The 11799-nt window shown below is 39.6% G+C and carries 17 protein-coding genes and 1 riboswitch; of the genes, 14 read left to right on the forward strand and 3 right to left on the reverse strand.

The genetic code is table 11. The features are described 5' to 3' along the window. Positions 1–173 precede the first annotated feature (173 nt). Positions 174–443 carry an AbrB/MazE/SpoVT family DNA-binding domain-containing protein gene (locus tag R2B72_RS18110; RefSeq protein WP_318618275.1) on the reverse strand — a complete coding sequence of 90 codons (270 nt, stop codon included), beginning with the start codon at positions 441–443 and terminating at the stop codon, positions 174–176. Positions 444–679: 236 nt separating this feature from the next. Here R2B72_RS18110 and R2B72_RS18115 point away from each other — a divergent pair, with 236 nt between their 5' ends. The 12 genes from R2B72_RS18115 (at position 680) to R2B72_RS18170 (ending at position 8464) form a co-directional block, all read left to right on the forward strand. Continuing rightward, positions 680–1159, forward strand: a complete 480-nt coding sequence (locus R2B72_RS18115; protein ID WP_318618277.1) for a metal-dependent hydrolase — start codon at positions 680–682, stop codon at positions 1157–1159. Between the two features lie 67 nt (positions 1160–1226). Beyond that, entirely contained in the window at positions 1227–2099 is an 873-nt protein-coding gene (locus R2B72_RS18120) for a YitT family protein (RefSeq protein ID WP_318618279.1), read from the forward strand. A 298-nt stretch (positions 2100–2397) separates the two neighbouring features. Next, positions 2398–2847 carry a GNAT family N-acetyltransferase gene (locus R2B72_RS18125; protein WP_318618281.1) on the forward strand — a complete coding sequence of 150 codons (450 nt, stop codon included), beginning with the start codon at positions 2398–2400 and terminating at the stop codon, positions 2845–2847. 29 nt (positions 2848–2876) lie between these two features. Further along, positions 2877–3431, forward strand: coding sequence for an NUDIX hydrolase (locus R2B72_RS18130; protein WP_318618283.1), 555 nt, complete (start codon positions 2877–2879; stop codon positions 3429–3431). 12 nt (positions 3432–3443) lie between these two features. Continuing rightward, positions 3444–3962, forward strand: a complete 519-nt coding sequence (locus R2B72_RS18135) for a GNAT family N-acetyltransferase (protein ID WP_318618285.1) — start codon at positions 3444–3446, stop codon at positions 3960–3962. Then, complete coding sequence (locus R2B72_RS18140; RefSeq protein ID WP_318618287.1) at positions 3962–4267, forward strand: DUF2087 domain-containing protein; 306 nt, start codon at positions 3962–3964, stop codon at positions 4265–4267. The genes R2B72_RS18135 and R2B72_RS18140 overlap by 1 nt, the downstream gene beginning before the upstream one ends. Further along, entirely contained in the window at positions 4248–4832 is a 585-nt protein-coding gene (locus tag R2B72_RS18145; protein WP_318618289.1) for a nucleotidyltransferase family protein, read from the forward strand. Before R2B72_RS18140 ends, R2B72_RS18145 begins: the two co-directional genes overlap by 20 nt. 52 nt (positions 4833–4884) lie before the next feature. Then, positions 4885–5700, forward strand: coding sequence for a DUF2785 domain-containing protein (locus tag R2B72_RS18150; protein WP_318618290.1), 816 nt, complete (start codon positions 4885–4887; stop codon positions 5698–5700). A 79-nt stretch (positions 5701–5779) separates the two neighbouring features. Then, positions 5780–6430: an SIMPL domain-containing protein gene (locus R2B72_RS18155; protein WP_318618291.1), complete on the forward strand. Its 651-nt coding sequence runs from the start codon at positions 5780–5782 to the stop codon at positions 6428–6430. Positions 6431–6665: 235 nt separating this feature from the next. Continuing rightward, entirely contained in the window at positions 6666–7169 is a 504-nt protein-coding gene (locus tag R2B72_RS18160; RefSeq protein WP_318618292.1) for a DUF1572 family protein, read from the forward strand. Between the two features lie 34 nt (positions 7170–7203). Then, the gene (locus tag R2B72_RS18165; protein WP_318618293.1) at positions 7204–7674 is read left to right on the forward strand and encodes an NUDIX hydrolase; all 471 of its coding nucleotides are present in this window, start codon (positions 7204–7206) and stop codon (positions 7672–7674) included. Then, a complete protein-coding gene (locus tag R2B72_RS18170; protein ID WP_318618294.1) occupies positions 7667–8464 on the forward strand; it encodes a protein phosphatase 2C domain-containing protein in 798 nt (265 codons plus the stop codon). The genes R2B72_RS18165 and R2B72_RS18170 overlap by 8 nt, the downstream gene beginning before the upstream one ends. A gap of 157 nt (positions 8465–8621) precedes the next feature. Here R2B72_RS18170 and R2B72_RS18175 read toward each other — a convergent pair whose 3' ends face one another. Then, positions 8622–8801 (reverse strand): hypothetical protein, encoded by a 180-nt coding sequence (locus R2B72_RS18175; protein WP_318618296.1) that lies wholly within the window; start codon positions 8799–8801, stop codon positions 8622–8624. A gap of 182 nt (positions 8802–8983) precedes the next feature. Next, a riboswitch (SAM riboswitch) is annotated at positions 8984–9092 on the forward strand. A gap of 101 nt (positions 9093–9193) precedes the next feature. On the opposite strand from R2B72_RS18175, the gene metA reads away from it, so the two are divergent. Together metA and R2B72_RS18185 are read left to right on the forward strand one after the other, a co-directional pair. Continuing rightward, the gene (gene metA, locus R2B72_RS18180; protein ID WP_318618297.1) at positions 9194–10102 is read left to right on the forward strand and encodes a homoserine O-acetyltransferase MetA; all 909 of its coding nucleotides are present in this window, start codon (positions 9194–9196) and stop codon (positions 10100–10102) included. A 60-nt stretch (positions 10103–10162) separates the two neighbouring features. Then, positions 10163–10870 (forward strand): hypothetical protein, encoded by a 708-nt coding sequence (locus tag R2B72_RS18185; protein ID WP_318618298.1) that lies wholly within the window; start codon positions 10163–10165, stop codon positions 10868–10870. Positions 10871–11179: 309 nt separating this feature from the next. On the opposite strand, the gene R2B72_RS18190 is transcribed toward R2B72_RS18185, so the two are convergent. Further along, a partial coding sequence (locus R2B72_RS18190; RefSeq protein ID WP_412177882.1) for a BclA C-terminal domain-containing protein occupies positions 11180–11799 on the reverse strand: 620 nt, incomplete at its 5' end.

The following is an 11799-nucleotide window of genomic DNA, read 5'->3' on the forward strand; positions in this document are numbered from 1 at the left end:
AAAGTACGAGGCGTGCCATTCCTATTCCTAGATAAAACTCCCTTTTACAGCTTAAAGGTTAAAACTTAATGTTGATACGAACAACGCAGCTTCTAAACATAGTGTACATCAATTATCATATGTTTTCAAATGAAATAGTTGGGAACATTGGAATTGACCTTTACGGGCATGATTCAGCTATACTTTGCAATCTCCTCTAATATAATTTCTGCGCCTCTCGGACTTAAATACATACCATTGGAATACATCTTATTGTCAGGAGTAATCTCGCCTGTTACAAAACAAGCCTCATTAACGGAATACTTTCTTAAAATAATTTTATCTTCTTCTACAAATATTTCCATAGGAGAGCCTGTATGTAGGTGGAGTGTGCCTCTTAATTCTTTTGGGATTACGATTCTACCAAGCTGATCAACTTTTCTTACGATACCTAAGCTACGCATAATAAATTAGTCTCCTTTAAGTTATATTTCTTATACTACTTATTTATATTATACTAGAAATAAATAATAAATACAAAGAAAAGTGTGAATTTAAATAAAAATAATATTATCTTAAAATAACTTAATTTGAAAGTATAGGCATCCTTATATTTATACTATTTACGTGTCAGGTGCTGCAACAACGTTTATAATAATGAAGTACTAAATCTTGAATAGAGATAAGGAGAAAAGCGAGCATGACAGGGAATACACACATCGTAGGCGGCATTGCAGCAAGTCTTGCTTATGCACACTTTGCAAATCATGACCCGATTCTGATGTTGGGGGCAGGGGTGGTTGGCGCATTACTACCGGATATTTGTCACAGTGGAAGTAAGATTGGACGGAAATTACCGCTGTTATCAAAGTTGATCAATACGGTATTCGGCCATCGTACATTTACGCATAGTTTACTATTTTTGGTAACGGTCGCGGTATTGCTGAATGCATTCATTCCGAGTGAGGCACTGAAAGTAGGATTTTTAGTCGGCATGGTGAGCCATTATGTATTGGATATGGCAACGAAAAAGGGGATTAAACTGTTGTTTCCGCTAAGCATGACAGTTCGTTTTCCGGTAACGACGAAAACGGGTAGTAAAATAGAAAGCATTATGTTTGGCATTCTAGCACTATTATCTTTTTATTTTGGCTATGAGGCGCTTAATTATTATCTCTAAAAAAATGATGATGACATAGCGAATTATTTGGTAGAATAGAAAGGTTGAAAGTGAGGGAATTAGTCAAATGGCAATCCAGGAGTTTAAAAAAACGGTTATATTTGAATATATTCAAGTGATTATGGGTGCGGCGCTAGTGGGGTTGGCCTTTAATATTTTCTTCTTGCCAGCACGACTGGCGGCAGGTGGCGTTTCGGGGATTAGTACGATTCTTTACGAACTTTTTCTATTCAATCCCGCTTACGTGCAGTGGCTTATTAATATCCCTTTATTAATCCTGGGGGTCGTTCTTGTTGGTAAGGAATTTAGTTTGAAAACACTCGTTGGTACGTTTTTTGTGCCGTTTGTTATTTGGATAACGGCGGATATAAACGTTCACATCGATAATCCATTGCTAAGCGCCATTTACGGGGGGATTATGCTCGGTGTTGGGTTAGGTATTGTCTATCGCGGGAATGGCTCAACAGGTGGAACGGCTTTGATTGCTCAATTAGTGAAGAAGTTTACAGGACTGTCGAGTGGATTTTCACAGCTGATCGTTGATGGGCTCGTTGTCCTGACATCGGCTTTTGTCTTTAACTTTGAGCTTGCACTGTACGCAATGATTGCGATTTACGTGACAAGTAAAGTGATTGACTTTGTCCAATTGCAAACATCCCCAACAAAATTGGTGATGATTATTACGGATAAAGAAGAGGAAGTACAAGCTATTATCAAAAATGAAATTAACCGTGGCTTGACGAAGATTAAATCCATTGGTGGTTACTCGAATGAAGAGAAGACGATGATTTTATGTGTGGTTGAACAATCAGAGGCTGTTTATTTTAAAAAATTACTTCAAGCACATGAACCGACTTCGTTTGTCATTTTCTTAAACGCATCGGAAATACTTGGACGTGGATTTTCAAGAGCGCAATTTGATGGGGATGAAGTGAAATAGTAATCGCAAAATGACTCACTACGTGCTAAACGTAAGTGAGTCTTTTTTGTTTATTCGAAAAATGCAGGTTTTTTTAATGAGGTTGTTGAAAGGTATTAGTAGGTAAAATCACTTTATCTGAACTCAGATAAAGCCTCCGGCGGATGTCACGGATTTTTTAGAGAAGCTAGGAAGGCAACCTAATTTCGCCGCGTCCTGCGGCATCGGTTGCATGACCTACATCCTGTAGGCCCCAAGCTCGAAAAAAATCCGGACGCAATTATGCCGGGGCATAATTGATTAAAGGGAGGAAAAAGCAATGACATTTACAGTGGAACGGGTTGAGGATTTACAGGCGATTACGATTTCTCGTTTAGTGAAAGAGAGTGAAACGGAAGGGTATCGTTTTTTATCGCGCTTGGTTAATGAATTTAAAGATGGCACCAATCGGTTCAACAAACCAGGAGAGGCCTTATTCGCTGTTCAAAATGAAGCTGGCGATGTTGTTGCGATTGGTGGTGTTAATCAATCACCTTTTTCCGCTGATAAGCAAGTTGCGCGTTTGCGAAGGTTTTACGTATTAGACGATGCAAGGCGGCAAGGTGTTGGCTCTCTGTTGCTTAAACAAATTATTGACCATTCTCGCGGTACTTTTAATGAAATGACGGTCCGAACAGAATCCTCGAAGGCAGATGCTTTTTATCGGTCGAATGGCTTTGAGTTAGATAATTCCGCTTCGGAAACGACGCATGTGATGCAGTTGGGATAAGTGTGGGAAGAAATTGAGGGGTTTTATGAATGCGGAAATGGAAAACAATCAAGTCAGTCTATCATTATAAAACGTCGTTTGGCAACTTAAGGCAAGATACATGCCAGTTGCCAAACGGCGTCATCATTGATGATTATTATGTTCAGGAATATGCCGATTGGGTCAATGCTGTTGTCGTAACGAAAGATCATCGAGTACTTTTTGTGGAACAATACCGACATGCAGGGCAGGATTACTTTTTGGAGATTCCAGCTGGGAAAATTGAAGAAGGCGAGTCTCATGAAGAGGGGATCGTCAGGGAAGTTCGTGAAGAAACGGGTTATATTTCAAAGACGGAACCGATAAAAATCGGTGAGTTCATGGTGAATCCAGCGACTCAAACGAACAAGGTAGTTACTTTTTTGATTATGGATGCCTATAAGGAATATGAGCAGGAGTTAGATGAAACGGAAGAGATAGATGTAAAGTTGTTTTCTTTTGATGAGATTGAAGAGATGATACGCAGACAGGAGATTACACAACTTTTCTCAGTAAGTGCTTATTATATGGCGAAGGATTTATTGAGGGAAATGGCAAGAGGATAGGGGTCGATTGACGTGTTTATTCGAAAGGCGAAATTAGAGGATGCGGTAGGTATCGCGAAAGTCCATGTGGATAGCTGGCGAACGACGTACATGGGAATTGTGCCAGATGCGTATTTGGATAGTCTATCGTATGAAAGTCGCGAGCAGATATGGATGAGTGGTATAAAGCAGAATAACGTATACATAGTTGAAGATGGAGACGGTCAGATTGTGGGATTTGCTTCAGGTGGTAAAGAGCGCACTGGTAAATATGAAGCGTATGTGGGCGAGCTCTATGCGATTTATTTATTAGAAGGGCAGCAAGGAAAAGGGCTTGGGCGCAAGCTCGTCCAGACAGTCGTGGACGATTTGAAAGACAAGAAGCTGGATTCGATGCTTATTTGGGCGCTCGAAGAAAACCCTGCCTGCCGTTTTTATGAATTGCTGGGTGGAATGAAAATCGATACTGCCGACATCGAAATTGAAGGCAAAAAGTTGAGTGAAGTTGCTTATGGATGGGATGAACTTGCTAATTTGAAAGGAAGAGAATAATGGATGAACGTTTTTTAATTACCGATAAAGAAAGAGAAAAAGTATTGGGGAATTATTTCAAGCAAGGTGTAAATGGCCCGCTGGATGTATTTCCGAGCAAAGAAAAAAGGAAATACATTATTGCCCAAGAAGTCATTAAGCGATTTGACGGTGGACAAGTCTATTTGGAGAAAGAAGTTAATGAAATGTTGAAAACGGTTCACGAGGACTTTGCTACCATTAGAAGATTTTTGATTGATTATCGTTTTATGAACCGCAGCGACGATGGTAGGGAGTACTGGATTGATGACGTTCATTCGAAATGAAAAAGATATTATCGCATTCATTCAAGAAGACGAATGGATGGTGGACTTATTAACATGTGCCAAGTCATTGAACTTGCCTGATTGGTGGATTTGCGCGGGGTTTGTTCGATCGAAAATATGGGATGTGCAGCATGGTTTTGATGAAAGGACTGCCATGCGGGATATTGATGTGATTTATTATGATCCAGAGAATAATGAAGAAAGCTTTGAAAAGAAGCACGAGGATACATTGAAGGGGCTGCTTTCAACTGCCCCTTGGTCAGTCAAAAATCAGGCGCGAATGCATATCGCCAATAATAGTTCACCTTATTCATCATCTGTTGATGCAATCGAGAAATTTCCTGAAACGGCAACAGCTTTAGGTGTGAAGTTGGATGAGAAGGATCATGTCATTTTAGTGGCACCGCATGGTATACAGGATGCTGTCAATTTGCTAGTGAAGCCGACTCCTTATTTCTTGGAGTCGAAGGATCGAATGTTGATGTATCAGAAAAGGGTTAGGGAAAAGAATTGGCAAGCTATATGGAGCGATATCGAAGTGATGAACTTGGACCTAATTAAATAGGTGAGGGTATCTAGTAAATTGTTGATTTATTCATATAAAGGTGGTTTTAGCAATGTTGACAACAACGTTAGAAAGTTATCTCGATGATAGGATATCGGAGTTAACTTCGGAAGTTAGACAAGAGATGTTAAAGGAAATCGGAAATACAGATAGTTATTTGCGAGATAGATTAATTTATGGGAGCTTCGGAAAGTTGATTTTTTCGGGTCAATTAACTCCGCAAGAAATCCAAGTTTTACTTGAAGTGGTCATACAGGAAGATTATCTGTGTTATGGGCTTGGCGAGTCTGGAACAGATTCTGTGTTTACACGATCCTTTTCTGCACTTGTCATCGCAGCGATTATCGAATACGACATAGAGAAAAAAATTGTGGAGCAAGATCTTATACAACAGACTGTACATACTGTTATTCACTATATGATGGAAGAAAATGATACACGTGGTTTTATTGAAGGAAAGGGATGGGCGCATGCCATTGCACATGGTGCGGATGCATTGGATGCTTTAGCCAAACATCCTTTCCTTAAAAAAGAAGACATCAGTCGAGTTCTTCACGCAATTCAACACTGCCTGTGTAAGCAAGTGGATTATTTGGATGAAGAGGAGGAACGGCTGGCAGTTATTATCGCTTCCTTACTAGAGCACCAGAATGCTGAGCGAGATATCCAAGCCTGGATTAAAAAATTGACTGAAATGGTTGAAACACACTTGGATGAAAATGCAGGGTCAATTGATGCTTATCATACTAAACGGACAGTAAAGAATTTCTTGAAAGCAGTGTATATCGTGATGAACTCAAAAGAAATCGGAGTAGAGAGCAACAAGGACATTTTTCAAGTTCTAGAAAAATGGATGTATCTTCGTTAGAGGTCACCGCAATTATCTTTTCCTGAAACTGTGCATAGTATTTAACTAGCAGAGAGAACGTTAGGAGAGGTGGAGGCCCATGTATTATCCATATGTACAACAAATGCACCATCAGCAACGCCGGGTGATGACGGTTACGGGAATTGGGAATCTTACAGTTGCACCAGATACCGCACAAATTCAGTTGGAAGTACGTACTGAAAACAAACAACTGAATCACGCACAAAAGGAAAATGCCTATGAGATGAATCAAGTGATCGATTCGTTATTGAGATTGGGAATTCCGAGAGAGGATATACAAACCGTTTCATATAATATCATTCCGCAATATGATTATATCGAGGGTAAGCAAGTATTTAGGGGCTACGAAGTGACAAATGCAATCACTGTAAAAATCACAGATATTGATCAAGTTGGAAATGTGATTGATGTTGCTGTCCAAAACGGTGCAAATGGGGTATCCACAATTCGGTTCACTGTTGAAAATGAACCATTGTATTATCAACAAGCATTGAGTTTGGCATTAAAGAACTCTTTGGCAAAAGCGCAAACGATGGCTGACACGATGCAGCTTCATCTTGATCCTACACCGATTAAAATTGTTGAGGAGCATAGGGCGGAGTCGGTAGCACCCCGAATGTTTGCGGCTAAAGAAATGAGCGGATCTACACCGATTGAACAAGGTCAAATGATGATTAGTGCCACAGTAGAGGTGCAATTTCAGTATTGAAGTACACTAGATGTGCGATCTGTTGAATTGATAAGGAACAAGTGGCAAACTGGGGAAGCGTCCACAGTTTGCTACTAGGATGAATGATGCATTGAGAAAAGACGCGAAGATTCATGAAGTCTTTGAAGGTAGACCTTATCAGTTGATGGAAGGGTTTGAAAAGGTAAATCCTGCATCGAGTGCTATTTGATAAATAATGAAAGCTCTTTGAAAACATTAATAGGGGGAATCACTCTTGAAATCGTTTGAAGAACAATATTTAACGATTGTAAATACCCAATTTGCTCATTTTAAAGAACGTGCAGAACTAGCATTTACCCAACTGTCTGATGAAGAATTACATTGGAAACCGAGTGAGGAATCCAATACGATTGCTATCATAATTAAACATCTAAGTGGCAATATGCATTCAAGATGGGTGGATTTTTTAACAACGGATGGTGAAAAGTCATACAGAAATAGAGACAATGAATTTTTTGATGAGCAGTTGTCTAGGGAAGAGCTAATGCATACATGGGATTCAGGTTGGCAATTGCTCTTTCAAACATTGGGCAGTTTAGTGGAAACTGATTTACATAAAACGGTTACGTTAAGGAACCAAAAAATTACCGCTTTCAGTGCAATACAGACGGAGATAGCGCATATTAGTTACCATATAGGACAAATTCTTTATATAGGAAAGCAAATTAAAGATAAAGAATGGACAATTTTGAGTATAGCTAAAATCAAATTGAAATAATAACTTAATTAATTACTTGTAAGGGAGATTTTACATGGGATATATACAAGAATTAAGAGAACTTGTTGGTCATCGTCCGCTTATTATGCCGGGTGCTAACGTGATTGTAGTAGACAAAAATAAACGACTGCTGTTGCAATTACGAACGGATAACAAGTGCTGGGGGTTGCCAGGAGGCTCCATGGAACCAGGGGAAACGCTAAAAGAAGTGGCGAAGCGTGAGTTATATGAAGAGACTAATTTGGTTGCAAAAAATCTAACGTTGTTCAATGTTTATTCCGGTGAAGAATTTTATTATAAATATCCGCATGGTGACGAAGTTTACAATGTCATCACTACTTTTATCTGTACGGAGTATGAAGGTGTCATGAAGAAAGATGAAAATGAAGTGTTGGATTTACAGTTTTTTCATTTTGATGAGCTACCATCTGAACTAAGTCCACCTGAAATGCCTATTTTGAATGAATTTATCAATACATATTTAGGAATGCATAATTATGAATAACTTCTCTTGGGTTGGAAGTGAAAAAGCATTTGTTGATGAACGTGATGTTCGGTGGATAAATCGTATAGCAGTGGGGCGTTTTGGTGGTAATTCATCAGTGGGGCAAACAAAGAATGAGGACGGTTGCATCGTCTGGCAGACTGATGACTGGGAATTCGCAGCTATTCTCGATGCACATAAAAGTGCCGAAAGCGCGGAACTTGTTATTCGTACATTCCAAGAACATAAGGAAGGCTTGTCAGCTATCTTATCAATGGGAGGCCCTCCAAAGTTTAAACAACTGGAAGACAAGCTACTTAAAATCTTTCAATCCGATAAACTTTTGGCAGCATGTAGAAATGTCACGGGAGAAACGGCTTGCCTTGTCGTCGTAAGGAAAGATAACTACTTATGGTGGTTTTCCGTCGGAGACTGCTTGGTCTATTTATTGCATCGAGAATTAATTGCCCTCAACCAATTTCAACTGAATCAACGGCAGTTTTTCGAGTGGATCGGACAAGTGAATACATTTGAAAAACTTGTTCCATGCTATACATCTGGGACAAGGGAATTAAGAAAAGGGACAAACCACATTTTCATGACAACAGATGGCTTGGTAGAATGTCCAGGCGAACCTTATGCAAATCCGAAAAATTTGGTCGAAGCGTTGAATGAAGAAGCGATTGATGAAAGTATTTCACAAATGTTGATGGAGATTGAAAGACAAAATGTGCGGGACAGCACGACAATAATTTCTTGGGCTGTGGAAGTGGAGAAGGAAGGAAGCATCCCGAGTGATTACAAGGGATGAAGGAACAAAATAATGGGCATGAATTACATGGAAACTATGGAAATAAATTAAAATTATATAGGTTGGAGAGAAAGAATACCCCACGTCAGCTAATCTCGCTGCGCGGGGTATCGTCTTTTTCATGGTAAGTTAGGTGCTATCTTCGCTAAAAAATGTGTCACTTTCTTTTCCGTTCGTTTGGAATCATGCGCTCCCGCTTGGGCTTAAAATTGCTCAATTCTTCAAACTCACGTGCCATTTCTTCTTTCATGTCTCCCGGTTGAATCTTTTGCCTTTTCGGCGTTTGGGGTAATGAACGCGAATTGTTGGTGCTACCTTGTTTGTTGTCTCTTCCCATGAAAAAAAACTCCTTTCAAACATGTAGTACGATGTTAATATGGCTCCAAAAGGGTGATTTTATTCGGCGAAAGATGTATGAATAAACATGAAAAACATGATAGTTTCCGTGACTTTCACCGCGAAAATAAAAAGACTGTTTACAATATATTGTTTAAGCGTATAATAGAAACAAACTGAATACTCTTATCAAGAGAAGCTGAGGGATATGGCCCGATGAAGCTTCAGCAACCTCTGACGTTATCAGAAAGGTGCTACCTCCAACAGGACTTTTTGTCTTGAGAGATAAGAACTGAGAGCCTAAAGCCAATCCTCTTTTCTTATCCTATAGAAAAGAGGATTTTTCTTTGTGCTCAACATACATAATTAGAATGAAAAAAGGAGAGAGTAACGATGCCAATCAACATACCTAAACAATTGCCCGCCGGAGAATTATTGAAAAAGGAAAAAATATTTGTCATGGATGAGGAACGTGCAACGTCCCAAGACATTCGGCCAATGAATATTATTATTTTGAATTTAATGCCGGAAAAAGAACGAACAGAGCTGCAACTTTTGCGCTTATTAGGTAATACACCATTGCAAGTGGATGTGACGTTTATGAATATGGCGACCCATGAATCGAAAAACATTAGCAAATCTCACTTGGACAAATTTTATACAACATTTGAGCATGTCAAACATCGTCGTTTCGATGGCATGATTATTACAGGGGCACCAATTGAGCATTTGAAATTTGAAGATGTGAATTATTGGGATGAAATGAAGGAGATTATGGACTGGTCAAAAGACAATGTGACGTCCGTGTTGCATATTTGTTGGGGTGCACAAGCAGCGCTATATCATCATTATGGAATTGATAAATTTGATTTGTCGAAGAAATGCTCGGGTGTATATACTCATCGCCTATCTGACCCAACCATCAATTTGGCCCGCGGTTTTAATGACGAATTTAGAGCGCCACATTCACGTTATACAGCAGTTTCTGTGGAGGAAATCGAAAATGACCCTCGCTTGCATCTACTTGCGAAGTCTGAGGATGCGGGTGCGTTTATTATCATTTCCAATGATAATAAACATATTATGATTACCGGTCATTTTGAGTACGATGCAACGACGCTTGCAGAAGAATATGCACGGGATCTTCAAAAAGGTATCGAAATTGATCCACCAGCGAATTATTTCCCGAATAATGATCCAAACGAAGAGCCATTAAATACATGGCGTTCGCATACCCACTTGCTCTTCTCCAATTGGTTGAATTATTATGTCTATCAAGAAACACCGTATGTCTGGGAGTAAACTCTTGCTAACCGCCTTGTCGTCATTTGCATAAGATAGTACGACAAGGGGGCCTAGGCAATGGGTTTATTTATTAACAGTCAGAGTCATTCGGATGTTTTCAATAATGACAAAAATCTTGTAGAGCATAATCAAGGCCATTCGAGAATAGATTCGTTAACGCAGTGGATGCAGGAGCGGCATGAAGAAAATGCTATGCTTAATCGTCATATTCGTGATTTGGAGCTACTTCTACAACAACAAAAAAAGTCACAGGAAAATCAAATTACAACAATCCATACCCGTTTGAATGAACTGCATAATAATAATTTTCAGTATGAGAAATTTGAAAGGAATATCACGAAATCGTTGGCGGGACTCGATGATAAACAGCAAAAATTCCATCTGATGTTGGCGCGTGAACAAGCAGTGGATCGGGAGTTCAGGATGCAAGTTAGTGAATCAACGAAAGAAATGGCTATTAAAATGAATGAGCAATTGAACCAGCAACAGCAATTAGCTGATCGTATTTTACAACAAGAGGATGCTCAAAAAGTTGTTAGTAGTAGGCTAGACAACCAAGAAAGTATGATAGAGAAAATGGTTAGGCAGTTGGATTATCTCAGAGGCATTCTTTACGAGCGTACCAATTACTTGACGGAAAAAATAGAAAATAGCTATACGTTGACAACTTCCTATCTTACAAAAAATTTGACGAACCCTGAACAACAAATGTCACGATTCTGGATGAATCCGAAGCCTGAAGAGAAACAGAAAAGTTCTGAGTGAAGAGTATACAACCCAATGAGGCACACTTTTAACATAGTATCCTAAACTAGAGTAATCTAAGTACTCTTAGTTTAGAATTTTTTAATTTTAGTGTTTTAACTATATACAATAGAAAAAGACCCTACAGGAATTCACCTCCATAGGATCATATATCTACCAGATACTAAACTTCTGTATTGTTAGAGTAGTGCTTGAATAATGATATTAACAAGAATCAATCACTAATTCGTTCAATTTACTTAATCAAAAGCTTGGAAAGTGCCTATTAGCTTCACTTTGATCTTGTGAGAGTTCTATATTCAGTAAGGGCTAACTTAATAATTTAATAACAATAGAAGCGTTTACGTTTTCTTGTGTGCCTCCAATGGTAGAAGCAAGGGTAACGGCTGCTGAAGACGAATGATTTCGAAGAGTTAGTACGTCTCCAGCTGACATGGTGATTATAACCTGACCGTTGTTTTGCTGCGTGCCTGCACCTGAACCATAAACTGTTCCTGCAATTATTGCGCCATTTAAGAATAATGCGAATTGGTTGGGTTCTGTACCCGACACGGAGAAAGTAACTTCGTAGTTTCCCGAAGTAGTAACTACTATTTCAGTAGATCCTAGAGAATGTGTAATCCCAGGTGTTATTATTCCGTTTGAGTCAAAAATAACATCTTCCTCTATAGCTACCGTTCTAGCGGTTAGGTTGTAAATATATCCGAATTCGGATAATCCACCAGCTGCTCCCGTTGCGCCAGTCGGTCCAGTTAGTCCAATATCGCCAGCCACTCCCGTTGCCCCGGTCGCCCCAGCAGGTCCAGGTGGTCCATCAGCTCCGTCAGCGCCATCAGCGCCAGCAGGTCCAGTTAGTCCGTCAGCTCCGTCAGCGCCAGCAGGTCCAGGTGGTCCGTCAGCTCCGTTAGCGCCAGCAGGTCCAGGTGGTC

Source organism: Sporosarcina sp. YIM B06819 (assembly GCF_033485175.1).
Classification (GTDB): Bacteria; Bacillota; Bacilli; order Bacillales_A; family Planococcaceae; genus Sporosarcina.

Bases quoted from the DNA above. Each gene is read 5' to 3' on its own strand.
- R2B72_RS18110 (WP_318618275.1), bottom strand. From the start codon at position 443: ATGCGTAGCTTAGGTATCGTAAGAAAAGTTGATCAGCTTGGTAGAATC.
- R2B72_RS18115 (WP_318618277.1), top strand. From the start codon at position 680: ATGACAGGGAATACACACATCGTAGGCGGCATTGCAGCAAGTCTTGCT.
- R2B72_RS18120 (WP_318618279.1), top strand. From the start codon at position 1,227: ATGGCAATCCAGGAGTTTAAAAAAACGGTTATATTTGAATATATTCAA.
- R2B72_RS18125 (WP_318618281.1), top strand. From the start codon at position 2,398: ATGACATTTACAGTGGAACGGGTTGAGGATTTACAGGCGATTACGATT.
- R2B72_RS18130 (WP_318618283.1), top strand. From the start codon at position 2,877: ATGCGGAAATGGAAAACAATCAAGTCAGTCTATCATTATAAAACGTCG.
- R2B72_RS18140 (WP_318618287.1), top strand. From the start codon at position 3,962: ATGGATGAACGTTTTTTAATTACCGATAAAGAAAGAGAAAAAGTATTG.
- R2B72_RS18145 (WP_318618289.1), top strand. From the start codon at position 4,248: ATGACGTTCATTCGAAATGAAAAAGATATTATCGCATTCATTCAAGAA.
- R2B72_RS18150 (WP_318618290.1), top strand. From the start codon at position 4,885: ATGTTGACAACAACGTTAGAAAGTTATCTCGATGATAGGATATCGGAG.
- R2B72_RS18155 (WP_318618291.1), top strand. From the start codon at position 5,780: ATGTATTATCCATATGTACAACAAATGCACCATCAGCAACGCCGGGTG.
- R2B72_RS18165 (WP_318618293.1), top strand. From the start codon at position 7,204: ATGGGATATATACAAGAATTAAGAGAACTTGTTGGTCATCGTCCGCTT.
- R2B72_RS18170 (WP_318618294.1), top strand. From the start codon at position 7,667: ATGAATAACTTCTCTTGGGTTGGAAGTGAAAAAGCATTTGTTGATGAA.
- R2B72_RS18175 (WP_318618296.1), bottom strand. From the start codon at position 8,801: ATGGGAAGAGACAACAAACAAGGTAGCACCAACAATTCGCGTTCATTA.
- metA (WP_318618297.1), top strand. From the start codon at position 9,194: ATGCCAATCAACATACCTAAACAATTGCCCGCCGGAGAATTATTGAAA.
- R2B72_RS18185 (WP_318618298.1), top strand. From the start codon at position 10,163: ATGGGTTTATTTATTAACAGTCAGAGTCATTCGGATGTTTTCAATAAT.